This window comes from Clostridium mediterraneense, from assembly GCF_900091705.1.
GTDB classification, from domain to species: domain Bacteria; phylum Bacillota; class Clostridia; order Clostridiales; family Clostridiaceae; genus Sarcina; species Sarcina mediterraneense.
Genome location: NZ_LT594785.1, coordinates 1,506,498 through 1,532,539 on the forward strand (window position 1 = coordinate 1,506,498; position 26,042 = coordinate 1,532,539).

Genomic DNA, 26,042 nt, shown 5'->3' on the forward strand with positions numbered 1-26,042 from the left:
TAAAATACTCCTTTAATTTTATTATTTTATATAAGATGAAATTTTTAAAACAACCTCTTCAATATTTAATCCTGTAGTATCTATTTCTAAAGCATCCTCTGCCTTTCTTAAAGGATCAACTTCTCTAGTTGAATCATATTCATCTCTTCTTATTATATCATCTAATATTTCTTTATAATCTACTTTTAAACCTTTTTCTAAAAGTTCCTTATATCTTCTATCAGCTCTTTCTTCCGCACTAGCTGTTAAGAAAAATTTATATTTAGCATCTTTTAATACAACAGTACCTATATCTCTACCATCCATGATAACATTAAATTTACTAGACATCTTTCTCATAAGATCTACTAATTTAACTCTAACTTCCTTAATTGAAGCATATTCTGAAACATTTTTAGTTATTTCTGGCATAGTAAGTTTATCATTTATATTTTTTCCATTAAGAATTAAATCATCATTATCAAAATGTATTTCCATATTATCTATTAAATCCTCTAACTTACTAATATCAGAAGAGGATATCTTATATTCTAATGCTTTTAATGTTACTGCTCTATACATAGCACCAGTATTTATATACATTAATCCTAAATTTTTAGCTATTATTTTAGCTATTGTACTTTTTCCTGCTCCCGCTGGTCCATCTATTGCTACATTTATTTTATTATTCATATTTACTCCCTTTCTATTTTAAATATTTTCACCTGCTAAATAACCTGTTGATAAGGCTATTTGTATATTATAGCCTCCTGTAAGTGCATCAACATCTATTACCTCTCCTGCAAATGATAAGTTATCTATCAACTTAGATTTCATTGTTGATGGATCTATTTCTTTAGTAGAAACTCCACCCGCTGTTACAATAGCTTCGGATATTCCTCTAAGTTTCTTTACTTTAAATCTTAAGTTTTTTATTATTCCAACTAATTTTTTTCTTTCTTCTTTTGTTATTGAATGAACTTTCTTCTCTTTATCTATTTCAGATAGTTGTATTATCAAAGGGATTAATCTTTGCGGAAATAGTTTATTTAAAGAATCTTTAAATTCAGAATTGAGATTTAAATTAAAATCTTTTTGGATTCTTAAATCTAAATCTTTCTCATTAAGAGCAGGCTTTAAATCTATATTTATATATAAATTCTTATTTGTATCTATATATCTACTTCCACTTAATACAACAGGCCCTGATACTCCATAATATGTAAAATTAAGTTCTCCTTGTTTTTGATATATTACCTTTTCTTTATTCCCTACTTTATCTAGTATACTAAAAGAAATATTTTTAAGTGTAACACCAACAACTATATTTGCATATTCATTTTCCACTTCTATTGGTACTAAAGAAGGGGTTAAATCTACTATCTTATGACCTAAATTTTCTAATAAAGAATAGCAAAAGCCATCCGAACCAGTTTTAGGATAAGATTTACCACCTGTACAAACAATTAAATGATCAACATTTAAGCTTTTGCCATTTTCTAATTCTATAGAATATACTTTATTTTTATCTTTTATTATATTAACTACCTTTGAATTAAGTAATACTTTTACTTTTTTCTTATTTAATTCTTTTTTAAATGCTGAGATAATATCTGAAGATTTATCACTACAAGGGAATACTCTTCCGCCTCTTTCACTTTTTAGCTTTACTCCCAGTTCCTCAAAAAAATCTATAACCATTTTATTATCATATGTATATAAAGCACTATAAAGAAAATGTGGATTACCAGGTATATAATCAAAAAATTCACTTATATCCTTTGAATTTGTTATATTACATCTTCCTTTACCTGTTATATAAAGTTTTTTTCCAATTTTATCGTTCCTATCTAATAAAATAACATCATGATTTTCAGCTGCTTTTATTGCTGCCATCATTCCAGCAGGGCCTGCGCCTATCACTACTACTTTAGCCAAATAATCATCTCCTAATATTAATCTAAAACAAGTTTATGATAAACTCTTAATATATTTTTGTCAAATAAAGTTAAGCTGCTTATAGATAATATAAACAGCTTAACTTTATTTTTCAATATTATTTTTATTGTAAGAATATACATTATATTCTTTCCATATATCTTCTAAATCTTCAAAAGTATGTGTTATCTTTTCTTTTTCTCTCATCCCTACAGATATAACTAAAGCATTAATTATACTAAGAGGTGCTACTAGGGAATCTACAAATGAAGCCATATTACTTTGAGCAATTAATGTACAGTCCGCATTTGTAGCTAATGGAGAAATCAAACTATCTGTTAATGCAATTGCTTTTGCATTTCTACTTCTAGCAAAAGCTAGAGCATCAATAGTCTTTGTAGCATATCTTGGAAAACCTATCCCTATAACTACATCTCCTTTACCAATATTAATCATTTGTTCAAACAAGTCGCTCATACCATTTGAAACAACTTTTACATCTTCTAAAATTAAACTTAAATAAAATCCTAAAAATTCTGCAAGTGATGTAGAACTTCTAAGACCAACTATATATATTTTTTTAGCATTAAATAGATCATCTACTACCTGCTCAAAATCATCATAGTTTATTTTTTCAAGTGTTGATCTTATGTTTTCCATATCAGCTTTAAGTACACCTTTAAGTGGATTTTCTTCTTTTATGAAATCTTTTGATAACTCTAATCTCTGAACTGTTGTTAATTTATTTTTTATTAATTCTTGTAATGATTTCTGTAATTTAGGATAACCTGAAAATCCAAGCTCAATAGCAAATCTAACAACTGTTGATTCACTTACTCCAACACTTACTCCTAGCTTAGCTGCTGTCATAAATGCCGCTTTATCATAATTACTAAGTATATACTCTGCTATTAATTTCTGACCTTTACTAAGTTTAGGGAATTTTAATTGAATTAGCTTCATCAAATCTTGACTATTTTCCATAAATATTTCCTTCCTTAAAATAAAATGAATTATTTAATTTTAATTCTATCATTTACTTACATAAGCTTCAAGAATTATTTTTTTCTATTATAATTAAGCAAGGTGGATTATTAGGTCTATTTATAAACTCTTGATATAGTACTCCATATTCACGAGTATTTAATTTTTTTGCAAGTTTTAATATTTCTTCTTTCTCCCTTAATCCTTCTTCATGTCCAGGATACATAGCAATTAAAATTAATCCATTTGGATTTAATAATTCTAAAGCAATTTCTATACTTTTTATAGTGCTCTCTCTTTTAGTAGTTATAGACTTATCACTTCCAGGTAAATAACCTAAATTATATACTATGCAATCTATTTTAATATCATTAGAAATATATTTATTAAAATATTCGTGACTATCTAGTATTACTTCAACATTATATATAGACTTCTTTTTATAAGAATTTACAGCTTTTTCTTGTATATCAAAACTATACACTTTACTAAATCTATCTTTTAAAAAATCTGTATCATATCCATTACCAAGTGTCGCATCTATTGCTATATTTTTATTTTTAATATTATTTTCTATAATACTATGTACAATATTATTAAAACTATTTATATAATTAAACATATTAACCTCCTAACTTATAAGTTATTTAAATATATAATTTCTTCTGTAGTAAGATATCTCCATTGTCCCTTTTTTAGATCATTTAATTTTAGATTTCCAATTGAAATACGCTTTAACTTTTTAACTTCATGACCTAATGCAGAACACATCCTTCTAACTTGTCTATTTTTTCCTTCATGTATCTTTATTTCTACAGTACATTCCTTCTCTTTTTTTTCTAATAGTCTTATATTAGCTTTAGCTGTAATATATCCACCTATATCAACTCCATTTTTGAATTTTTCCATTTCTTTTGGTGTAAATAGTCCTTTTACTACAGCTACATATGTTTTATCAATTTCTTTTCTAGGATGAATTACTTTATTATATATATCACCATCATTAGTAAGTAATAATAAACCAGATGTATCATAATCAAGTCTACCTATTGAATAAATTCTCTCATTAACCTTAACTAAATCTAAAATAGTTTTTCTATTTTTTTCATCATTATTACTAGTTATATATCCCTCTGGTTTATTTAACATTATATATATCTTATTTTCTTCTAAATATATTCTTTTACCATAAACTTCAACGATATCATTATTATTATTGATTTTAGTACCAAGTTCAGTAGTAACTATTCCATTTACATTAACTTCTCCACTTTTTATTATTTCCTCACATTTACGTCTAGAAGCAACACCACATCTAGCCATATATTTCTGAAGTCGCTCTTCCATCTATATTCCTCCATTTATTATTAATATATTAATTGTAATTAATTAAAAGTTTTTCTTCAAGTAAAATAACAGTAGATAATATCTACTGCTATTTTTAGATAGACTATTTTTAGAAGAATCTACCGCATCTTCCTCCGAATCCGCCAATTCCACCAAATAAAAATAATAATAATAATGGGTTACATGATGAACCAAATCCTCCTCCAAAGCAGTTATTTCCTCCACAAGGATTACAACAGCCTCTATTACAAGGATTACAACAATTATTACATGGACAACAGCATCCTCTTCTCTTTGACATAATATCACCTCTTTTACATCTTAATATATGTTATTCTTAATATATTTTTTTGTTCCATTTTATTTTTATGTAAATTAATTTACTCACTTTTATAAACTATGTATAATATATTTAAGAGGTGATATTATGAGTTCAAGAACTAGAATGGTTGCTCCTAGAAATATAGTTAATACAAAACAATTATATAGCTTTTATATACTTAAAGAATTGTCTAAAGGTCAGGAAATATTCGGGAATAAAGTTTTAGAAACTTTTAAATTAACATTTGCTAATTCCCCATTACCTTTTCCAGTATCGTCAAGTACAATTTATGATACTCTCTATTCATTAGAGGAAAATGGATTGGTAGTTAGTAATTGGATAGGTGATCAGTTTGTAAATAAGCGTAGTAAAAAAATTTATAGAATAACTGATGAAGGAATAAGATATTATAAAACTCATATTTCAAATTATGTAGATGCACTACATAAAAATAAAGCTACTTTAGATATTCTTATAAAAATGCTAAGTAATTGAAAATACTCCTCTTTTTAAAAAGAGGAATATTTTTTTATTTATTGATTAAATAAGTTTAGTAAAAAAGATATTTTCTAAATTTAATTTCTTAATTCTATTTTCAATTTCTTTAGTATCAATTGTATACAAGTTTTTTTCAATCATTCTATTAAAAAAGACTGATCCTGCAAAAGTAAATCTAGTCATTCTTCCTGCTTTAGAATCCATTAAACTATTGGCATATGATATTATATCACCTGTACATATAGCTGAAGGTAATATAAGAAGAGGCATACCTAACGCTTGTCTTACAGCATTATATCCAGCTAATGTACCGGTTACTATAGCTTCTGTATGACCTACAAATAAACCTGATTTTTCTCCAGCACAAAAAAGATTATCTACACCTTTTACTCTCATATCATTTGTTCTTGGTGCAACTGATAAATATCTCACAGAATTACCCTTACCACCAGCGTAAGGATCTATATATTTTGCATTTTCAAGACCTTTTATTTTTCTTAATTTATCTAAAGGGTAATATGTTGTCATAAGTTTAGCATCTCCAGTATCTAATAACACTAAATTTTCAGCAAATTCTTTTAATGCATATTGTTGGCATACTTTTTTATTAAGTTTATCATAATTTATATCCTCTTCAGGTATCTTTAATATAACTACTCCTTTAGTATTTAGTTCATTTTGTATTTCTTCTGACAAGGTTTCTTTAGCTAATTTACAAGATCCACTAAAAGCTCCAAGTTCATTTCCTTCTCTTTCACCTTGTATATCTTCTATACCACATCTATTGCTAATACTTATTCTTGGCCCAAAAGATGGACATCTTAAAACACACATAGCACAGCCATTACCATATCTTAAGCAATTTCCCATTGGGCCTGTTGAACCAGTTGTTTCTATAAATACATCTCCAGGATAAAAATTTTGTTCACTATCTATTAATCCAATAATTTTTTTATCCTCTAACTTTATATCTATTATCCTAGTCACAGAATGTACTATTATTCCAAGTTCCTTAATATATCTAGCTACTTCTCCTTCTATTAAATTAGCATCATAAAGCCAAGCATGTTTATGTCCTGGAAATTCTATGTCTTTATGCCTAGTTAATTTATCACAGATATCTATTAACTCTCCAGCTCCCATTGCTTTCAACTCTTCTGCCGCAGTATATCTTCCGTTATTTCTCATTATACCACCAACGTTACCAAGTCCTAATAAAAAATCTGTTTTTTCAAATATTTCTACATCTGCTCCTATTTTTTTTGCTTCTATAGCTGCTGCTACTCCAGCCCAGCCTCCACCTATAATTAAAACTTTCATATAAATCTCCTTCCTTCAAAAATATTTTTAGGATCTGATTGTACTTTGCATAATCTCTTTATATTATGACTTGAAAATCTTGCTGAACAACTTCCACAAACGCCTTCTCCACAACACATTTTTGAATTATTTGAACAACTTAATTTAATATCTATTTTATTTATAGATTCTAAAAATTCTAATAATCTATATGCTAAAATATCCGCTCCCGAACAATGTATTAACTCTACCCCTGAATCTATTTCTTTTTTTATTAAGCTTTTTATATCCTCTGTAAGTTCACCTTTATTAATAATATTTAGATATTCTGCACTGATATTCAATGAGCTTAATCTATCTTTTAAATAATCTTCTTTAAATGGTTTTATATCATTTATAACTTTTATAGAATTATTTGATGTTATTAATTTATTAATTACAGGCATAGCTGGTGCTATCCCTATCCCTCTAGCTAAAACTAATGCTTTACTATTTGTAGTATCATTTATATTCTTTATTCCAAAGCTACCATTAAAATAAGGACCTCTAATAGTTAATATATCTCCTACTCCCAATTTTACAATTTTCTTTGTTTTAATACCTCGTATTTCTATAAATAAAGTTAATGTATTATCATTAGAATTTGCTTCTTCTATAGATATTGGGAAATCAAAATATTCATTATCTACATTTCCTCTTATAAATATAAAAGAACCCGGTGCTATAAGGTCCATTACAAGTTTATGTGGAGATTCAATAACTAATTTTAATAAATTTTCATCTAGAATAACTTTTTCTTTTATATTAACTTCATAGATTTTTCTTCCAGGCTTCGCTTTAAAATTATTATTTTTAAACTCTTGATAAATACAAACACCCTTCCAATTTTTACAATCACAAAAGCATTTTCCTTGTAATTGAGAACATAATATACATTCCCCTGCTTCCGCTAAATGACAGGGACAGAACTCTGTTCCACAATCTATACAATCTATATTTTCGTAATTCATAAAATTCTCCATAATCATACTATTACTATAGCTTATCGTTTATATATATTTTTTGTTACAAAAACAGCTAATAAAAAATAGAGTACCTATATATAGATACTCTATAAAAAACTATAAATCTTTTTTTATATAATCATAAATCTTTTCAGTTACTTTCCATCTTTCTGGACAATTTAAAACTACTATAATGATATTTCTATTATTATGATTTACAGATGTAACTAAACATTTTCCAGCCTGACCTGTATATCCTGTTTTTATACCATTAGCACCAGGTATTCTCCAAAGTATTTTATTTATATTATTATAATCTCTAGAAAATCCTGATGTACTTTTAGGTAATTCTTTTGAACTAACAATTTCTTTAAAAGTTTCATTCTCCATAGCCTTAGCTCCAAGAACTGCCAAATCATATGCTGAAGAAAAATGCATTTGACTATCTAGTCCATGTGGAGACTGAAAGTTAGAATCTATTATACCTATCATTTTCGCAAAATCATTCATTATAACAGAAAATCCTTCTACAGATCCACCTAAATGTTCTGCAATAGCTATTGCAGCGTCATTTCCTGATTTAAACATTAAGCCCCATGTTAATTCTCTTAAACTTATTTTTTCTCCAGTTCGATATCCAACCTTAGATCCTCTAATAGAAGCAGCATTCTTAGATATCTCTACTTGATCATCTAGATTCCCATAATTTATAGCAATTAACGCTGTTAACATTTTAGTAGTACTTGCCATAGGTACATTTTCAAAGCCCCTCTTCTCATAAAGTATCTTTTTTGTTTTCCCATCAATAGCTATTGCATAATGAGCTTCTGGTGTTATATCTTTAGAAAAAGCTAGTACTGAAGTACTATTTAAAATTAGTATACTTAATAAAAAAAATATTATAAATTTTTTCATTTTTTCTCCTCCTTAGTTTAAAGCTCTTTCATTAGTTTGTGCTATTAAATAAATAAGTATAAATTTTTTTATAGTTATTTTTTTAAAAATGCACATACTTAATAAAGAAAGGAGGGATATACTATGATTCTAGCACTCATTATATTAATACTTATATTTATAATACCAGTAAAAATAAGATTGAAGATTACTTTTTCAAATAAAAAGTTGAATATATACTTATATAAATTTAAGATATATTCAAATGATAAAAATATAGTTAATGATAATTTGAATTCAAAATATGATAAAGAAAATATTGAAGAGGAAACACCTATAAAGAAAAATAAAAAAATAAATATAAAATTTAATATTGAAAATCTTATAACGATGTTTAGAAATAATAAAATAAAGCCTATTTCAAATTTAACACTTATTTCAGACTATTCTTTATCAGATTGTGCCTTAACGGCACAAGTATATGGATTAATAAATACTGTGGTATATAGTCTTATAAGTGTTATGGGGTTATTTGTAAAAATAAATAAAAGTAATATTTCAATAACACCATCATTCACAGATAATTCCAATTTAAATTTCGAGTTTGAAAGTATAATATATATTAATTTAGCACAAATTATATATATCGCATTTATATTATTAATAAATATCGAAAAAAAGGGAGGTGCCCCTAATAGGGAGTATTATGGAAAACAAACATCCAATTGAAAATTTAATGAAAACTACTATGGAAAATTTAAAAGATATGATAGATGTAAATACAGTCATAGGTGATGGAATAGAAACTGCTGATGGTGGATATATAATTCCAATATCAAAAGTATCATTTGGTTTTGCATCTGGTGGATCAGATTTCCCTAAAAATAGAGAAAATGCAACTCCTGATGGAAGATTCCCATTTGGAGGAGGTTCTGGTTCTGGTGTAACAGTAAAACCAGTAGCATTTTTAGTTCTACAAAATGGTGGTGTAAGACTACTACAAGTTGATCAAAATAATACATATGATAGAATTATTGATACTATCCCTCAAGTTATGGATAGATTAAAGGATCTTTTAAGTAAGGATAAAAATTCTCAACAACAAAATACATCTGGAAATCAAGCACAAAATACACAAACTGCTACAAATATGCAAAACACTCAAAATAGTACAAATATGCAAAATACCCAAGCTACACAAAGTACTCAAAATAATCAAACTCAATCTAAGATGTCAGCTACACAAAATAGTTCAAATACTCAAAAATCTTAAAATAGCTAAAAAATATGCTCTAGATAATTTTGTTATCTAGAGCATATTTTATAGTTCTTCATAATTTTCATATAATTCTAATGATGGTAACTCATCTATATCTGTTAAAGCAAAATGTCTTAAAAATTCATCAGTAGTTCCATATAGAATAGGTCTTCCCGCTACCTCTAATCTACCTGTTTCTTCTACTAAATTTTTTTCTATTAATCTTTGTATCGCGCTATCACTTTTAACCCCTCTTATTTCATCAATTTCTACTCTAGTAATTGGCTGTTTATATGCAATTATTGCAAGACTTTCTAGAGAAGCTTGAGATAATGACTGTCTTACATTTTTCTTCAATAATCTTTGAATAAAATTACTATTTTCATTCTTAGTTACTAATTGATACATGCCATTCAATAAAATAAGCTTTATTCCCCTATCTTCTGCTTCTTCATATTTTATACTTAATTCTTTTAAATAGTTTATAGTATCATCTGTACTTAATCCTATTATTTTGGAAATATCTGATGAAGAAAGTGGTTCTCCTGATACAAATAATAGTGATTCTATTACCGAAAATATCTTTTTTCTATTAGAGGCCTCTTCAAATTCTAATTGTTCTGAAATATTATTCATAATTGTCCACCTTTTCTATTATTATTTCTTCAAAATTATCATATTGTAAAACTTTTATTTCTTCGATTTTTATCATTTCAAGTATAGCAAGAAAAGTAACAACTAGTTCTAATTTACACTCACATTCATAAGATAAATCTGAAAATCTAATTATACTATTAAACTTTAGTCTTCCTCTTATAAGATTAACTTTATCTTTTATTTTATATTTATCAACACTAATCTTCTTTTCGATAATATTTGTATTTTGTTTTTCATTATAACTTTTAATAAGCTTTTTATATAATTCATACAATTCTACCATAGTTATATTTTTAAAATATGATTTATCAATTTCTATATTATCTATTATTTCAATAACCTCAGCTTTTTTAGTAAATACTTCGCCATGTATAAGATCTTTTTCCTTAAAATACTCTGATGCTTTTTTAAATTTCTTATATTCTAGAAGTTTATTCATAAGATCTTTCTGTAAACTTTCTGAATCTACCTCTTCTTCTTCTTTTTTCTCAACTGGAAGTAATGTCTTAGATTTTATCTCAATTAAAGTTGCCGCCATAACTATAAATTCAGATGTTATTTCTAAATCTAATTCTTGCATTAAAGATATATATTCAAGATATTGACTTATAATCTCTTCTATTTTAATATCATTTATGCTCATTTCATTTTTTTTAATTAAATGTAATAAAAGATCAAATGGGCCATCAAAATTAGATATTTTTATAATAGGCATCCCCATAATTATTACTCCTTACCATATTAATCTCAAACTATATAATATCAAAATAATAATATATAAAGCAACAAAAAGTAGCGATAATATACAATTATCGCTACTCTGATATTATTTATCTATTAAATTTAATATTTTATCCTTAGTATTAGATATTAAACCATTCTTCTTACATTCTCTATCAGAATATAAATCTACACTTGCTATCTTCTTATCATTTAGATAAAAATCATATGTTCCTAATATATCACCTTTTTTGATATTTTTATTTTTAATATCATTTAACTCTATTTTAGTTTGTATATCTGATTTTTTACCTTTTTCTGTTGTTATTAAGACATCATTACAAGCTTTTAAAATTATATATTTATCCCCTTTTTTATTTAAAGAAATTTTTTCTACATCTTCATCTTTTGAAACAACTTTTGTTGTTTCATATTTAGAAAATCCATAATTCATAAGCATACTTGCATCTCTATTTCTTATTTTAAATGTTGGAGCTCCCATGATTACTGTTAACATTCTTGTACCTTCTCTTGTTGCAGTTGCAGAAATACAATACTTAGCGTCATTTGTAAAACCTGTTTTTAATCCATCACAACCTTTAAAGAATCTTACAAGTTTATTATGATTAACTAATTCAATAGGTGACTTTCTTCCTTCTGATATAGTTTCCATATATATACTTGTATATTTTAAAATAGTATCATGCTTTAATAATTCTCTAGACATAAGTGAGATATCATATGCAGTTGATAAATGTCCTTCTATAGGTAATCCTGTACAATTTTTAAATACAGTATTGTTCATTCCTAATTCTTTTGCCCTTTTATTCATCATAGATACAAAGTTTTGTTCTGTTCCTCCTAGATACTCTGCTAATGCCACTGCTGCATCATTTCCTGAAGCTATACCTACACCCTTTATAAGATCTTCAACAGTTCTAATTTCACCAACATCTAAAAGCATAGTACTTCCCCCCATTTTTTTAGCTGTTTCACTAATAGTAACTTTATCATTTAGTGATATTTTACCTGAATCTATAGCTTCCATAGTTAATAACATAGTCATTATTTTAGTCACAGATGCTGGGGCATATTGCTTATTAGAATTTTTTTCATATAGAACATTCCCACTAGAAACTTCAATCAATAATGCTGAATTAGCTTCAACTTCTAAACTTTCATCAGCAAATGCTGGTACTACAATGAAAAAACTCATTATTATACTCATTATTATAACTATTATGTTGTTAAATATTTTTTTCATTTTAAACTCCTCCTTTACATATAAATTATTTTTTCCTAAAATAATTTATTTATTAAAAAATAAAGAAATTGTTTAATTATAATAAAAAAGAACTATCTATTTACAGATAGTTCTTTTAATAATTATTTACTTTCAAAATATGTTTTCATTTTTTGAAGACCTATTATTATTATTCCTCCAATTATAAAGAATAAAATGCTAAAACTACTTAAATTCATAGCTGGTTTATATTCCTCTAGTGTAGTTGGTCCCATAAATACAGCATATATAGAACCAATCATTAATCCTAAAATTAAATAAATCATTTGTGCTCTAAATCTAGATAATAAATATTTTATTAACTTAATAGTTGTAACAACTCCTACAATAATACCTAATCCAAATATCACAGTCATAGGTAAATATTTAAAATTAAAAGTTAAAACTTCTTTAACAGCAGTTATTATAGGAGCATATAAGCCTAATATTAATAATATTGTTGATCCAGATATACCTGGTAAAACCATTGCTGATATAGCTATCATTCCAGAGAAGAATAAATATATAGCCAATGGTAATGAAAATCCTTGTAATGTAACTCCACTATCACCAGTACTATTTGCAGGATTAAAATATGTTAATAAACATACTATACTGATACCTATAATAGTAAAGATTAAAAATGTATATCTCCCTTTTATTTCATCCTTTTCCTCTTTTAAAATTATAGGTATAGAACAAACAATAAACCCTGTAAATAAAGAACTTATATTATATATTTCTTTATTAAATATAGATCCAATAAATAAAATAGATATTACAAATCCAAATACCCATCCTATTCCTAGTTTTATTAAAAATAAAATAGATTTTTTCTTAGATTGTATACTTGATCTAGAAGTTAAGTTATTTAAAGCACTTATAAAATCATTATAAAAGCCTAATATAAATGCTATTGTCCCTCCTGAAACTCCTGGTACACTATCAGCTAAAGCCATCATAAAACCACGTATAAAATTAATTATATACATAATTTTAAAATTCCCCCTTTTATTAAATTTTTAAAGAAAAAAGGTTCTGTTATTACAGAACCTTCCTTGGCAGGGGCAGCAGGACTCGAACCCGCAACCAATGGTTTTGGAGACCACTACTCTACCAATTGAGCCATACCCCTATAAACTATACATAATTATAATACATAAAAATATATAATTCAACATTTTTATATGTTACATTCAATTTTTCTAAATTTATTATATCTATCTTCTAATAATTCTTTTACACTTTGCCCTCGTAATTCACTTATAGCTTTTATTATAGTCTTTTTTATCATTAATGACATTCTAACAGGATTTTTATGTGCTCCTCCCCACGGTTCTTTAATAACACCATCTATTATATTAAAGTTTTTAAGGTCTTGAGCTGTTATTTTCATTACTTCTGCTGCATCTTTAGCTTTAGTTACATCCTTCCATAAAATTGTTGCAAATCCTTCAGGTGATAATATAGAATAAATTGAATGTTCTAACATAAAAATTTTATTAGCTACTGATAGCGCTAAAGCACCGCCGCTTCCCCCTTCTCCAATAACTATTGATATTATAGGAACTTTTAATCCCATCATTTCTACTAAATTTTGAGCTATAGCTTGCCCTTGCCCTCTTTCTTCTGCTGCAACTCCACAAAATGCACCAGATGTATCAATAAAACATATAATAGGTCTATTAAACTTTTCTGCTTGTTTCATAAGACGTAAAGCCTTTCTATATCCCTCTGGATGTGGCATCCCAAAATTTCTTTTTATATTTTCTTTAGTAGTATTTCCTTTACAAATTCCTATTACAGTAAAATTAATAGAATCTATTCTAGCTAATCCACCAATTATAGATTTATCATCACCAAAATTTCTATCTCCATGTAATTCTATAAAATCATCAAAAATATTATTTATATAAAATTCAGCATTTGGTCTATCAATTCTTCTAGCCGTTTCAACCTTTTCCCAAGCATTCATAGTCCTAATTAACTCTCTTTTCATAATTCACCTCATGCATTTTTAAAATTCTATAAATAGTATTTTTCATTTCCTTCCTATTAACTATTTTATCTATAAATCCCTTTTCTAATAAAAATTCAGATTTTTGAAAATTATGTGGTAAATCAGTATTTATAGTTTTTTCTATTACTCTTCTCCCTGCAAATCCAATTAAACAATTGGGTTCACTTAATATTATATCTCCAGACATTGCAAAACTTGCTGTAACTCCTCCTGTAGTAGGATCTGTTAATACTGATATATATAAGCCTCCTGTTTCTGAATGTCTTTGTATAGCTCCACTTATTTTAGCCATCTGCATTAATGAATATATACCTTCCTGCATTCTAGCTCCACCTGATGCTGTAAAAATTATAACTGGTAACCTTTCTTCTGTAGCCTTCTCTATTGCTCTAGTTATTTTTTCTCCTACAGCTGTCCCCATACTTCCCATCATAACTTCTGAATCCATAATACATAAAATTATTTTTTTATCTCTAATTTTACCAATACCACTAACTACAGCTTCATTTAAACCAGTACATGCTCTAATCTTCTTTAACTTTTCATCATAATTTTTAAACTGAAGAGGATTTCTCCCGATTAAATTTTTATCTAACTCCTCAAAACTATCTTTATCAAGCAATATTTCAATTCTTTTTTTAGAATTTATTCTAAAATGATAACCACACTTAGGACATATGTTAAAATTATTTTCTATATCTTCAGTATAGAGTATATTATTACATCCTAAACATTTACTCCACATCCCAGTAGGAATATTAGGCTTATGCTCTTCTTTTTTTAATTCAACAGTACTAACTGTTATAAATTTTTTTTTATTTTTACTTAAAAATCCTTTAATCATTTATTCTCCACCAACTCACTTATTAAAAATGATGTAGTATAATCACCCTTTAAAAACCTCTCATTATTTAAGATTTTTAATTGATAATTTATATTGGTTTTTATTCCACATATATTAAACTCTTCTAAGGCTCTTTTCATTTTTTGTATAGCTTCTGTTCTGTTACATCCATGAACAATTAATTTAGCAATCATTGAATCATAGCAATGAGGTATTGTATATCCAGAATAAACACCACTATCAATTCTTATTCCATTTCCCCCAGGAAAATGTATATTATCTATAGTACCTGGAGAAGGTAGAAATCCTCTATCAGTATCTTCTGCATTTATTCTACATTCTATTGAATGCCCATTAATAGTTAGTTCATCTTGAGTAATTGATAGTTTTTGCCCACTAGCAATCTTAATTTGTTCTTTTAATAAATCAATGCCTGTAATCATTTCTGTTATTGGGTGTTCAACTTGTATACGTGTATTCATTTCCATAAAATAAAAATTATTATTCTTATCTACTAAAAATTCTATAGTCCCTACATTTTTATAAGAAACGGCTTTAGCAGCACTTATTGCCATATTCCCCATTTCTCTTCTTAAATCTTCATCTAATACTAAGGAAGGTGCTTCTTCTATAACTTTTTGATTTTTACGTTGAATTGAACAATCTCTTTCAAATAAATATAAATAATTTCCAAATTCATCTGCTACTATTTGTATTTCTATATGCTTAGGATTTTCTATGAATTTTTCTATATACATAGTATCATCAGAGAAATTTACTTTTGCTTCTGCTTTTGCTTGATTATAATTTTCTTCAAAATCTTTTATTTCTCGTACTATCCTAATCCCTTTTCCACCTCCACCAGCAGCTGCTTTTATCATTAGAGGAAATCCAATATCCTTAGCGATACTTAAAGCACTATCTATAGATTTTATCTTCCCTTCATAGCCAGGTATAACAGGTATCCCAGTTTTTTTCATTATCATTCTAGCATTAGCTTTATTCCCCATAAGATCTATAGTTTTATAGGAAGGTCCTATGAATTTTATATTACATTCTTCACACATCTTTGCAAATCTAGAATTCTCAGATAAAAATCCAAAACCAGGATGTATAGCTTCTGCTCCTGTCAGCACACATGCACTTAATATATTTTTTATATTTAAATAACTATCAAGAGAATTCCATGGTCCTATACATACTGCTTCATCCGCTAATTTAACATGTAAAGAATCCTTATCAATTTCAGAATAAACAGCAACAGTTTTTATATCTAACTCTTTACATGCTCTTATTATTCTTACTGCTATTTCTCCTCTATTAGCAATTAATATTTTATTAAACATAAATATCACCTACTGTATAGCAAATAGGATTTCACCAGAACAAACAACTTCATCATTTACAGTTGCAATACCAGTTCCTATTCCTATTGGTCCTCTTAATTTAATTATTTCGACTTCTAATTTTAGAATATCACCTGGAATAACTTGTTTTTTAAATCTTGCCTTATTTATCCCTGCAAATAAAGGTATCTTACCTTTAAATTCATCCTTAGTTAAGATTGCAATTGCTCCTGCTTGTGCCAATGCTTCTATTATAAGAACCCCTGGCATAACTGGATAATTTGGAAAATGTCCATTAAAAAACTCTTCATTTATTGATACATTCTTATATGCTATTATTTTTTTACCAACTTCAATATTTTCAACCTTATCAACTAGTAAAAAAGGATATCTATGAGGTAATATTTCTTTTATTTCTTTTATTCCCATCATAATTATAATCTCCTTATCTTAAATAATTCTGAACCATATTGAATCATTTGCTCATTTTGCTGTAAGATTTCAACTATCTCACCTGATACTTCACATTCAATTTCATTCATAAGTTTCATAGCTTCAATTATACATAAAGTATCTCCAGGTTTAACCTTATCACCTACATTTACAAATTGCTCTAATCCAACACCAGGAGCTAAATAAAATGTTCCTACCATTGGTGATTTTACAATATAAAAATCTTCTGTATTTTTATTATCAACTTTATTTTTATCTTCAATATCATATTTATTTTCTATATTAGTATCAGGTATATCTTCATTATTGGAAAATTTATTTTTTTCTACATAGTTATTGTTATTTTCTGAAGAATTTCTAGTTAATGATTTATCCATTTTAATATATATATTATCAATTTTAACTTCAAATAAACTAATATCAGATAAATTAACTTTATCTATAAGTTGTTCAATATCCTTTAAATTCATATTAGACACCTCTAATTCCATTTTTTAAATAATAATGATACATTATGCCCACCAAATCCAAGAGAATTACTAATAGCATAATTAATAACTGATTTTCTTCCTTTATTAGGAACATAATCAAGATCACATTCCTCATCATCATTCTTTAATCCTATAGTTGCTGGAATAAATCCTTCTTGTAATGCTTTTATACATACAATTGATTCAACAGCCCCTGCTGCACCAAGTAAATGTCCAGTCATTGATTTTGTTGAAGAAATAGCCAAATTTTTAGCATGATCCTTAAAACATAATTTAATAGCCTTGGTCTCAGTTCGATCATTTATTAAAGTACTTGTTCCATGAGCATTAATATAATCAATTTGAGGTTTCTCTATTCCATATTCATTTATAGCATTTTCCATAGCTTTAGCTGCTCCTATACCTTCTGGATGTGGAGCTGTTATATGGTATGCATCACTTGTTGCACCATATCCTACTATTTCCGCATAAATTCTAGCATTTCTTTTATTTGCACTTTCTAAACTTTCAAGAATTAATATGCCCGCACCTTCTCCTAAAACAAAACCATTTCTATCTTTATCAAAAGGTATTGAAGCTCTTAAAGGATCTTCACTTGTACTTAATGCTTTAAGATTACTAAAACCAGCTATAGCAGAAGGAACTATTGCCGCTTCTGTTCCTCCAGCAATAATTATATCCATATAACCATGCTTTATCTGTCTAAATGCATTACCTATAGCACTTGTTCCAGTAGCGCAAGCTGTTACTACTGATTCACATATTCCTTTTACTCCAAACCTCATTGACAATGTACCAGCTACACTATTTATTATTGAGCTAGGTATATAAAACGGAGATACTCTTCTAGGACCTTTAGTAACTAGAGTTCCTATTTGTTCTTCCATAGTGTTATAGCCACCTATTCCTGCTCCTACTATTACCCCAATTCTATCTATATTAAGTTCTGTAATATTTAATTTTGCATCACTTACGGCTTCATCTGCTGCCTTTATAGCTAAATGTGTAAATCTATCACTTCTTCTTGCTTCCTTCTTCCCTATGTATTCTTCTATATCAAAATTCTTAATTGTTCCAGCTATCTTAACTGGATAATCACTTGTATCAAAATATTTATCTTTATCTATTTTCTCTATTCCACATTTACCAAGCTTTGTATTAGTCCAAAATTCATTTATATTATTACCTATAGGAGTTATTGCTCCAATACCTGTTATTACTACTCTATGTTCCATGTTTTCTTCTCCTTACATTACCATTCCACCATCAACATTTATAACCTGACCCGTTATATAATCAGATTTATTTGATGCTAGAAATACTACTAAATTTGCAACATCCTCTACCATGCCTAATCTTTTTAATGGCAAATTAGTTTTAATAAAACCTTTCATATTATTTGAAAGTTGTGATGTCATATCAGTTTCAATAAAACCAGGTGCAATAGCATTAACAGTTATTCCTCTTCCCCCTAATTCTTTAGCTAATGATTTAGTAAGCCCTATAACTCCAGCTTTAGAAGCTGAATAATTCACCTGTCCTGCATTACCTGTAATCCCTATAACTGATGACATATTTATTATTTTTCCATATCTTTGCTTTATCATAAATATAGAAGCTTCTCTAGAACAATAAAATGTTCCTTTTAAATTTGTATCAATTACTGAAGAAAAATCTTCATCCTTCATTCTCATTATTAAACCATCTTTAGTAATACCAGCATTATTTATTAAAACATCAATACTTCCTAATACTTCTTTACATTTGCTAACTAATTCTTTAGCATAATTACTCTCTGTAACATCACCTTTTACAATTAATGCTTTAGAGCCATATGATTCTATTTCTTTTTTTAATTTAATAGCATCTTCTTCTGAGCTTCTATATCCAACAACTATATTAGCTCCTTCTTTAGCTAATTTTAAAGCTATTTCTCTTCCAATCCCCCTTGATGCTCCTGTTATAATTATATTTTTACCCTTAAGCACTAACTAATCACCTCTAACCCTTTTAATTTATTTATTGTAACTTCTAAACTTTTCAAATCTTCTACATTTAGCACTGTAAGTGATTTATCAATCTGTTTAACAAATCCACTTAAAATTCTACCTGGTCCTATTTCTACAAATATATCTACACCTAAACTCTTTATATATTCAATATTATTCATAAATAATACCGAACTTTCAACTTGATTTTTTAATATATATTTTATATCATCATACTCATTATAATTATCACCTTTAGTATTAGATAACACTACTCCATGCGGCTTTTTTATAGTAATATTTGTTAGTTCTTTATATAAATTATCTGCTGCATCTTTTAACATAGATGAATGAAATGGGGCTGATACATTTAATCTTATAGCTCTTCCATTATTTTTATTTATAAGATTAATAGCTTTATCTAATGCATGATTCTCACCTGATATAACAATTTGAGATGGTGAGTTAAAATTAGCTATTTCAATAATTCCACTCTCTTTACATTCATCAATAATTTCTTCTATTTTTTCTTTAGAAAGTTTTAAAACTGCCACCATCCCCCCAAGTCCTTCCTCAACAGAATTTTGCATAAATCTTCCTCTTTTTCTTACGATATCAACAGCATCAGCAAATTCTATCATTTCATCATTAAGTAATGCAGAATACTCTCCAAGACTTAATCCACAACTAATATCTGATTTTACTCCTAGAGAATTTAAAGCTTTTAATATAGCCATATTTGTAGTAATAATACATGGTTGTGTATATTCTGTTCTATTTAGTTTATTATCTACATTTTTAAAACATATATCTGAAATACTTATGCCCAGTTTCTTATTTGCTATTTCATATATATTTCTACTTTCTTTAAAATTTTCATAAAAGTCTTCCCCCATTCCTTTATATTGAGAACCCTGACCTGCAAATAAAAAAGCTATTTTTTTCATAAAAAACCTCCTACTTTAAAGTAAAATTATAGAGGCCAGTAATTAGCCTCTTATTAATTATTTAGTCATATTTTCAACATATTTAACAGCATCATTAACTGTTTTTATTTTTGTAGGATCATCTAACTTTATATCAAATTCTTCTTCAATATCCATAATAACTTCAAATAAATCTAATGAATCTGCTCCTAAATCCTCAAAACTAGTTTCTAAATTTACCTTATCTTCACTAATTTCTAACTTTTCACATATTATTTCTCTAATTTTTTCAAACATTTTTATTCCTCCAATATTTTAATATTTAATTAAAGTAGCTCCCCAAGTAAGTCCCCCACCAAAACCAACTAAAATTATATTATTTCCTTTTTTTATTTTTCCACATTTAACAGCTTCATTTAGAGCTAATGGAATACTTGCACTAGAAGTATTACCATACCTATCTAAATTAATAATAAATTTAGATGAATCTATTTTTAATTTTTTCCCTACATAGTCTAATATCCTATAATTTGCTTGATGTGGAATTATATAATCTATATCTTTTAAATCAATATTTGCTTTAGCTATAATATTATTAATTGATTCCTCCATTATTTTAGTTGCAAATTTAAATACATCGGCACCATTCATATTTATATAATTACTATCAGAATCGCTATATAAATCTATAAAAGGATTATCTAATATAAAAGGATTATCTAATTTAATATTCCTAGCAATTAAGGAATTTCCTCTAGTTCCATCAGAACCAGTTAAAGTAGAAATTATTCCTTCATCTTTAGTAGATAAACTTAAAACTACAGCACCAGCTCCATCTCCAAATAAAACACAAGTTGATCTATCCTTCCAATCAATAATCCTAGATATAGTCTCAGAACCTATAATTAATATATTTTTAGCAATACCAGACTTTATTAAAGAGTCTCCTATTTCTAAAGCATATATAAATCCAGTACAGGCAGCATTTATATCTAGAGCAGAGGCATTTACTGCTCCTATATTACTTTGAACTATACTTGCTGTAGATGGTGTGTAGGTATCTGATGTAATAGTGGCAACTATTATATAATCAATTTGATTTACAGATAAGCCTGATAAGTTTATAGCATCTAATGCTGCTTTAGTAGCTAAATCAGCTGTTCCTTCTCCCTTAGAAATTCTTCTTTCTCTTATTCCAGTTCTAGAAACAATCCATTCATCATTAGTATCAACTATTTTTTCTAAATCAATATTAGAAACTATATTTTCTGGAACATATGAACCTGTACCTATAATTTTAGAATTAATCATAATAATTCTCCTTAATACTAATTTAAGTATTTATCTTTAAAGAACTCTTTCATATTATTCAGAGCCTTACATAAAACATCTTCCTCTTCTTTAGTTAATGATTTTGTAGTTTCTTTTATCATTTCTAAATGAAATCTTGCATGCAGTCTATAAGCTATCTTACCTTTTTTAGTTAAATTAACAAGAACAACTCTTCTATCACTTTCAATTCTCATTCTTTCTACATACCCTTTTTTTATAAGCTTATTAATAGCTGTTGTTAATGTACCAACTGTAATATTTAAATCACTAGCTATTTCTGACATAGTTCTTGATGAATTATATCCAATTGCTTCAATAGTATGTATTTCTGTAACAGATAAATCTGATAAAATACCCTCTTTTAAAGTTTTTTGTTCTATAAGTAAAATATCATTAAAAACTTCTACAAAAAGTGAATTTAATATTTCTTCATTTTTATTCAATTCTGTCATCTCCTTATTATATAGTTATTACTTTTATTATAATATCAGTATTATAAGGATTTTGAAATATATTTAATATTTACTTTGAAAATCAAAATAATTACTTTGATAATCAAAATATACTATAAGCAAAATATTTTGTCAATATATTTTTTTCTTTTTCAAGAAATAAAATTAGAATTTACCATTAATTATTAACAATGATAATTAGTTATATACTTTTAAAAATAAAAAAACAATAACCATTATGGTTATTGTTTTTCTCTATACATCATTAGGATCAAATGAAATATTTATATTGCTTAATTGACTATCTAAAAATCTAAACTTAACTCCTGAAGATTGAAACATCTTCTTAGATGCTTTTACTATATCAGTATTCTTATATTTATCTGAAAGATATATCACTTCCGAAATACCTGATTGAATTATCGCTTTAGCACATTCATTGCATGGGAATAATGTAGCATAAACTTTGCAACCTTTTAGCTCCTTTCCTACACTATTTAAAATTGCATTTAACTCAGCATGACAAGTATAAGGATATTTAGTATCTAAAAATTCCCCAGTATTATCCCAAGGGAATTCTTCATCAGAGCATCCTATTGGAAATCCATTATATCCTATTCCTATTATTTTATTATTATTATCTACAATACAAGCTCCTACTTGAGTATTAGGATCTTTACTTCTTTTAGCACTTATTAAAGCTACTCCCATAAAATATTCATCCCATGAAATATAATCTGTTCTTTTCATAAAAAAAACCTCCTCAGCTTAATATACATTTATATTAAAACTACATAATTATTCCATTATTATTTCTCAATATAATCTTTATATACTTTTGAAAAATTTCTTTTTAAGAGTAAAAATTCCTCTAAATCATTTAAAAAGTGAATTAATTGTGCTCTATTCTCAAACTCATCTCTTGTTTTAGGAAGCTCCATAGTTTTAAAACTTTTATTTAATGCATCTAATTCCTCTAAAAGTATTTTACAATCATTGAATTCACTTATATTCTCAGAAACTCTTAGTGTAAAATCAGATATTAGTTTAGTTTGCTTATATGACATATAAAATTTTTCAAAATGTTTTCTCATTTTTTTTATTATTTCAAATTGATTCTTTCTCATATTTATATAATCAATATAATAATTATTATTTTTTAAAAGTTTATTATTAACTATTTCATGAGCTGTTTTTTCACAATCTAGAATTCTTTTTTCGAGATTATATATTATCTTTTGCTCATCTATATCTACTGTTTGAGTAAGTAGGTTATTACCTATTTTAGCAACTATTGTTTTCAATTCACTTTCTATATATAACTTATCTTCATCGTATTTTTGATCAAATGAAGGCATAAATAAATTTGCTATAAATGCTACAAAAACACCTATTATCATAATCAATAATTCATTTATCATTAAATTTAAATCTAATTTATCAGCAACTAATAAATGATTTGATAATACAACAGCTGGTACCATTCCTTCTTCAATTTTAAATTTAGATGTTATAGGAATATATATAAGTAAAAATACTCCGAATATTACTGGTGAATTTCCTAAATATTTATATAATACAAAAGATAATATTAAAGCAATTACTCCAGCAAGTATTCTATTTTTACTTACTAGTAGTGCTTTCCTCTTCGTACTTTGTATACTTAAAATTGCAATAACAGCTGAAACTGTACCATATTGTATATTAAGAAAATTACATATAATTAATGCTATGGTAGCTGAAAGAGCCATTTTAACTGCTAAATTATATATGTATTTCATCACTTGTCCCCCAAAAGTTATTTTTTAAATTATACTACAAAAATATATATCAAATAATATCTAATATATTTATACTTACTATAACTATACTCTAATTTTAAATATTAATAAATAATCTCTTTTAAAAATAACCCTTTAGCTACTGCCCTTTCACCTGCTTTATTTCTATCTACATCAATAAATAATTCTTTTATTGATTCAATAGTTCTTTTTTCTAATCCAACTTCGACTAGGGTACCAACTATTATTCTAACCATATTTAAAAGAAAGCTATTTCCATTTACTTCAATAGATATTTTTTCATTATATTTATCTATATTTATAAAATTTATAGTTCTAACAGTATTTTTATTTTTAGATTTATTAGTAAAAGATTTAAAATCATGAGTACCTTCTAATAACTCTGCTGCTAACTTCATTTTTTCAATATTAAGGATTTCAGGAATATGCCATGAATATTTTCTATCAAAAACATTCCCATATAGTGAGTTATCAATATTATAAATATAAGTTTTAGATTTAGCATTATATCTTGAATGAAATCTATCCCCTACTTTTTTTATTTCCTTTATTCTTATATCCTCTGGTAAATATCTATTAAAATACTCAAATAATTCATTTAAATTCACTTCATTAGAAGTTAAAAAATTCGCTGTATAATCTAATGCATGAACACCTGCATCTGTCCTTCCAGCTCCTATAACTTGTATATATTCATTAAATTTTTTATATAAAATATTCTCTATTTTTTCTTGAATAGTTGAATCAATATTCTTTTGTTTTTGCCACCCCAAATATCTTGTTCCATCATATTGTATTTTAATTTTATAATTCATACTATTTCTCCTTAATAACTATAAAAAAACTATCCAAATTAATGGATAGTTTTTAGTATTATTTTGTTGCGTAATTATCAAAATATCCTTGAATTAAGATAATAGGAGTTCCCTTATCCCCACTACCACTTACTAAATCACATAAGCTTCCTAATAAATCTGTGATTTGTCTTGGTGTAGTTCCTAAAGCTTCATTTCCTACTTTTTCTCTATTCTTCTTAGCATTAATCTTTTCTATTATTTGTTCTTCTCTTGAAGCATCATCATTTAAAGTATTATCTGCTATATATTTTATCTTTATTTCATCTGGTGTTCCAACAAGACCATCTGTGAATCCAGGTGAAACTACCGGGTCAGCAAGTTCCCATATCTTACCTACTGGATCTTTGAAAGCACCATCTCCATAAACCATAACTTCTATATTCTTTGATGTTTTTTCTTTTAATTCAGCTTGAATTTCATAAACTAATTCTCTACATCCTCTTGGGAATAATTTAATTGAATCATCAGTTGCCATATTTGAACCTAATAATCCATATTCATTATTATATCCACTTCCATCAATTGATTCATTTACTATTTCATCTAAAGTAAGAACTTTTTTAGCTCCTGCTTTTTCCATTAATCTCTTAGTTCTGAATCTTTGGTGGATATTACATACTATTGCTTCATCAGTATATTTTAAAGCTACTCTTGGATCATTTGTTAGATATACATCTATATTATCTTCTCCAACAATTTCCTTATACATCTTTATATAATCAATTCCTGTAAATGGATGTGCTACTTCTTCACCAAATATTCTTCTATAATCAGCTTCTGTTAAATGATCTGTATAAGGATTAACTCCTGCTTCATCCATAATATCTAAATTCATTAAATGATTTCCAACTTCATCTGATGGATAATTTAAGAATAAATGAATTTTCTTACCTGTTAATGATATTGCCTTTAATATTGGAGCAAATCTATTTCTACTTAATATAGGGAATACTACTGCTATATCTCCTTCTAGCTTACTATTTATATCTTTAGCAATTTGTTCTAGTTTAACATAGTTTCCTTGAGCTCTAGCAACAAGTGATTCTGTTACACCTACAACATCTCCATCTCTTAATTGGATATTGTCATTTTCAACAGCTTTTAGAATTGAATCTACTACTACGCTTTTTATATCGTCTCCACTTTTTATTATTGGAGCTCTTACTCCCATTGCTACTGTTCCAATTGTTCTCATTGATAATTCCCCCTCAGTTTAAACTGATTTTTTTATTATCTCCTACAAGATAATTCGTATTTTTATTTTGACCACTTAAGATTATATATTAAGAGTTTTCTATTTTCAACTATTTTTATAAATTTCATAAAAAAACATCTAAAACATACGTATA

The 26,042-nt window shown here is 26.8% G+C and carries 30 protein-coding genes, 1 tRNA gene and 1 pseudogene; 3 read left to right on the plus strand and 29 right to left on the minus strand.

Going from position 1 to position 26,042, the window contains the following annotated elements; all coding sequences use genetic code 11:
- Nucleotides 1–21: 21 nt before the first annotated feature.
- The 6 genes from cmk to BN8917_RS09295 form a co-directional block, all read right to left on the minus strand.
- Nucleotides 22–672: a (d)CMP kinase gene (cmk, locus tag BN8917_RS09270; RefSeq protein ID WP_066873724.1), complete on the minus strand. Its 651-nt coding sequence runs from the start codon at nucleotides 670–672 to the stop codon at nucleotides 22–24.
- An 18-nt stretch (nucleotides 673–690) separates the two neighbouring features.
- Nucleotides 691–1,917 (minus strand): BaiN/RdsA family NAD(P)/FAD-dependent oxidoreductase, encoded by a 1,227-nt coding sequence (locus tag BN8917_RS09275; protein ID WP_066873726.1) that lies wholly within the window; start codon nucleotides 1,915–1,917, stop codon nucleotides 691–693.
- A gap of 105 nt (nucleotides 1,918–2,022) precedes the next feature.
- A complete protein-coding gene (locus BN8917_RS09280; protein ID WP_066873728.1) occupies nucleotides 2,023–2,901 on the minus strand; it encodes a MurR/RpiR family transcriptional regulator in 879 nt (292 codons plus the stop codon).
- A gap of 67 nt (nucleotides 2,902–2,968) precedes the next feature.
- Nucleotides 2,969–3,523 (minus strand): tRNA 5-(aminomethyl)-2-thiouridylate-methyltransferase MnmM, encoded by a 555-nt coding sequence (locus tag BN8917_RS09285; protein ID WP_066873730.1) that lies wholly within the window; start codon nucleotides 3,521–3,523, stop codon nucleotides 2,969–2,971.
- Between the two features lie 14 nt (nucleotides 3,524–3,537).
- Nucleotides 3,538–4,248 carry a pseudouridine synthase gene (locus tag BN8917_RS09290; RefSeq protein WP_066873732.1) on the minus strand — a complete coding sequence of 237 codons (711 nt, stop codon included), beginning with the start codon at nucleotides 4,246–4,248 and terminating at the stop codon, nucleotides 3,538–3,540.
- A gap of 109 nt (nucleotides 4,249–4,357) precedes the next feature.
- Complete coding sequence (locus tag BN8917_RS09295; RefSeq protein WP_066873734.1) at nucleotides 4,358–4,549, minus strand: hypothetical protein; 192 nt, start codon at nucleotides 4,547–4,549, stop codon at nucleotides 4,358–4,360.
- Nucleotides 4,550–4,675: 126 nt separating this feature from the next.
- Here BN8917_RS09295 and BN8917_RS09300 point away from each other — a divergent pair, with 126 nt between their 5' ends.
- Nucleotides 4,676–5,065, plus strand: a complete 390-nt coding sequence (locus BN8917_RS09300) for a PadR family transcriptional regulator (RefSeq protein WP_066873736.1) — start codon at nucleotides 4,676–4,678, stop codon at nucleotides 5,063–5,065.
- 45 nt (nucleotides 5,066–5,110) lie between these two features.
- Here BN8917_RS09300 and BN8917_RS09305 read toward each other — a convergent pair whose 3' ends face one another.
- From BN8917_RS09305 to BN8917_RS09315, 3 genes are all read right to left on the minus strand, one after another.
- Entirely contained in the window at nucleotides 5,111–6,388 is a 1,278-nt protein-coding gene (locus BN8917_RS09305) for an FAD-dependent oxidoreductase (protein ID WP_066873738.1), read from the minus strand.
- Complete coding sequence (locus BN8917_RS09310; RefSeq protein WP_066873741.1) at nucleotides 6,385–7,377, minus strand: sulfide/dihydroorotate dehydrogenase-like FAD/NAD-binding protein; 993 nt, start codon at nucleotides 7,375–7,377, stop codon at nucleotides 6,385–6,387. Before BN8917_RS09310 ends, BN8917_RS09305 begins: the two co-directional genes overlap by 4 nt.
- Before the next feature lie 111 nt (nucleotides 7,378–7,488).
- Nucleotides 7,489–8,286, minus strand: a complete 798-nt coding sequence (locus BN8917_RS09315) for a D-alanyl-D-alanine carboxypeptidase family protein (RefSeq protein WP_066873743.1) — start codon at nucleotides 8,284–8,286, stop codon at nucleotides 7,489–7,491.
- A gap of 123 nt (nucleotides 8,287–8,409) precedes the next feature.
- Between BN8917_RS09315 and BN8917_RS09320 the strand changes: the two genes are divergently transcribed.
- Together BN8917_RS09320 and ytfJ are read left to right on the plus strand one after the other, a co-directional pair.
- Nucleotides 8,410–8,994, plus strand: coding sequence for a DUF2953 domain-containing protein (locus BN8917_RS09320; protein WP_066873745.1), 585 nt, complete (start codon nucleotides 8,410–8,412; stop codon nucleotides 8,992–8,994).
- Nucleotides 8,972–9,379, plus strand: a pseudogene (gene ytfJ, locus BN8917_RS09325) (GerW family sporulation protein); the annotation flags it as partial. The gene BN8917_RS09320 and the pseudogene ytfJ, both read left to right, overlap by 23 nt.
- Before the next feature lie 207 nt (nucleotides 9,380–9,586).
- On the opposite strand, the gene scpB reads toward ytfJ, so the two are convergent.
- The 20 genes from scpB to BN8917_RS09425 form a co-directional block, all read right to left on the minus strand.
- Nucleotides 9,587–10,159 (minus strand): SMC-Scp complex subunit ScpB, encoded by a 573-nt coding sequence (gene scpB, locus BN8917_RS09330; RefSeq protein ID WP_066873749.1) that lies wholly within the window; start codon nucleotides 10,157–10,159, stop codon nucleotides 9,587–9,589.
- Nucleotides 10,152–10,901 carry a segregation/condensation protein A gene (locus BN8917_RS09335; RefSeq protein ID WP_066873751.1) on the minus strand — a complete coding sequence of 250 codons (750 nt, stop codon included), beginning with the start codon at nucleotides 10,899–10,901 and terminating at the stop codon, nucleotides 10,152–10,154. Before BN8917_RS09335 ends, scpB begins: the two co-directional genes overlap by 8 nt.
- Nucleotides 10,902–11,006: 105 nt before the next feature.
- Nucleotides 11,007–12,164 (minus strand): D-alanyl-D-alanine carboxypeptidase family protein, encoded by a 1,158-nt coding sequence (locus tag BN8917_RS09340; RefSeq protein WP_066873753.1) that lies wholly within the window; start codon nucleotides 12,162–12,164, stop codon nucleotides 11,007–11,009.
- A gap of 122 nt (nucleotides 12,165–12,286) precedes the next feature.
- Entirely contained in the window at nucleotides 12,287–13,174 is an 888-nt protein-coding gene (locus tag BN8917_RS09345) for a DUF368 domain-containing protein (protein ID WP_066873755.1), read from the minus strand.
- Between the two features lie 67 nt (nucleotides 13,175–13,241).
- Nucleotides 13,242–13,317 (minus strand) — tRNA-Trp (locus tag BN8917_RS09350).
- A gap of 48 nt (nucleotides 13,318–13,365) precedes the next feature.
- Nucleotides 13,366–14,181: an acetyl-CoA carboxylase carboxyltransferase subunit alpha gene (locus BN8917_RS09355; protein ID WP_066873757.1), complete on the minus strand. Its 816-nt coding sequence runs from the start codon at nucleotides 14,179–14,181 to the stop codon at nucleotides 13,366–13,368.
- Nucleotides 14,162–15,046 carry an acetyl-CoA carboxylase, carboxyltransferase subunit beta gene (gene accD / locus BN8917_RS09360; RefSeq protein WP_066873759.1) on the minus strand — a complete coding sequence of 295 codons (885 nt, stop codon included), beginning with the start codon at nucleotides 15,044–15,046 and terminating at the stop codon, nucleotides 14,162–14,164. The genes BN8917_RS09355 and accD overlap by 20 nt, the downstream gene beginning before the upstream one ends.
- Complete coding sequence (locus BN8917_RS09365; RefSeq protein ID WP_066873761.1) at nucleotides 15,043–16,392, minus strand: acetyl-CoA carboxylase biotin carboxylase subunit; 1,350 nt, start codon at nucleotides 16,390–16,392, stop codon at nucleotides 15,043–15,045. The genes accD and BN8917_RS09365 overlap by 4 nt, the downstream gene beginning before the upstream one ends.
- Before the next feature lie 9 nt (nucleotides 16,393–16,401).
- Complete coding sequence (gene fabZ, locus BN8917_RS09370) at nucleotides 16,402–16,824, minus strand: 3-hydroxyacyl-ACP dehydratase FabZ (RefSeq protein WP_066873763.1); 423 nt, start codon at nucleotides 16,822–16,824, stop codon at nucleotides 16,402–16,404.
- Nucleotides 16,825–16,826: 2 nt separating this feature from the next.
- Nucleotides 16,827–17,336: an acetyl-CoA carboxylase biotin carboxyl carrier protein gene (accB, locus tag BN8917_RS09375; protein WP_235829994.1), complete on the minus strand. Its 510-nt coding sequence runs from the start codon at nucleotides 17,334–17,336 to the stop codon at nucleotides 16,827–16,829.
- Nucleotides 17,327–18,571: a beta-ketoacyl-ACP synthase II gene (gene fabF / locus BN8917_RS09380; RefSeq protein WP_066873765.1), complete on the minus strand. Its 1,245-nt coding sequence runs from the start codon at nucleotides 18,569–18,571 to the stop codon at nucleotides 17,327–17,329. The genes accB and fabF overlap by 10 nt, the downstream gene beginning before the upstream one ends.
- Before the next feature lie 12 nt (nucleotides 18,572–18,583).
- A complete protein-coding gene (gene fabG / locus BN8917_RS09385; protein ID WP_066873767.1) occupies nucleotides 18,584–19,324 on the minus strand; it encodes a 3-oxoacyl-[acyl-carrier-protein] reductase in 741 nt (246 codons plus the stop codon).
- Nucleotides 19,324–20,271: an ACP S-malonyltransferase gene (gene fabD / locus BN8917_RS09390; protein WP_066873769.1), complete on the minus strand. Its 948-nt coding sequence runs from the start codon at nucleotides 20,269–20,271 to the stop codon at nucleotides 19,324–19,326. Before fabD ends, fabG begins: the two co-directional genes overlap by 1 nt.
- 57 nt (nucleotides 20,272–20,328) lie before the next feature.
- Complete coding sequence (gene acpP / locus BN8917_RS09395) at nucleotides 20,329–20,547, minus strand: acyl carrier protein (RefSeq protein ID WP_066873771.1); 219 nt, start codon at nucleotides 20,545–20,547, stop codon at nucleotides 20,329–20,331.
- An 18-nt stretch (nucleotides 20,548–20,565) separates the two neighbouring features.
- Nucleotides 20,566–21,561, minus strand: coding sequence for a beta-ketoacyl-ACP synthase III (locus BN8917_RS09400; RefSeq protein ID WP_066873773.1), 996 nt, complete (start codon nucleotides 21,559–21,561; stop codon nucleotides 20,566–20,568).
- Between the two features lie 17 nt (nucleotides 21,562–21,578).
- On the minus strand, nucleotides 21,579–22,025 hold the full coding sequence (locus tag BN8917_RS09405) for a MarR family winged helix-turn-helix transcriptional regulator (RefSeq protein WP_066873776.1): 447 nt from the start codon (nucleotides 22,023–22,025) through the stop codon (nucleotides 21,579–21,581).
- A gap of 264 nt (nucleotides 22,026–22,289) precedes the next feature.
- Nucleotides 22,290–22,784 (minus strand): deoxycytidylate deaminase, encoded by a 495-nt coding sequence (locus tag BN8917_RS09410; RefSeq protein WP_066873778.1) that lies wholly within the window; start codon nucleotides 22,782–22,784, stop codon nucleotides 22,290–22,292.
- Nucleotides 22,785–22,843: 59 nt separating this feature from the next.
- A complete protein-coding gene (locus BN8917_RS09415) occupies nucleotides 22,844–23,815 on the minus strand; it encodes an aromatic acid exporter family protein (RefSeq protein ID WP_084748567.1) in 972 nt (323 codons plus the stop codon).
- Between the two features lie 104 nt (nucleotides 23,816–23,919).
- Nucleotides 23,920–24,651, minus strand: a complete 732-nt coding sequence (truA, locus tag BN8917_RS09420; protein WP_066873783.1) for a tRNA pseudouridine(38-40) synthase TruA — start codon at nucleotides 24,649–24,651, stop codon at nucleotides 23,920–23,922.
- A 58-nt stretch (nucleotides 24,652–24,709) separates the two neighbouring features.
- Complete coding sequence (locus tag BN8917_RS09425) at nucleotides 24,710–25,888, minus strand: coenzyme F420-0:L-glutamate ligase (protein ID WP_066873785.1); 1,179 nt, start codon at nucleotides 25,886–25,888, stop codon at nucleotides 24,710–24,712.
- Nucleotides 25,889–26,042: the final 154 nt, after the last annotated feature.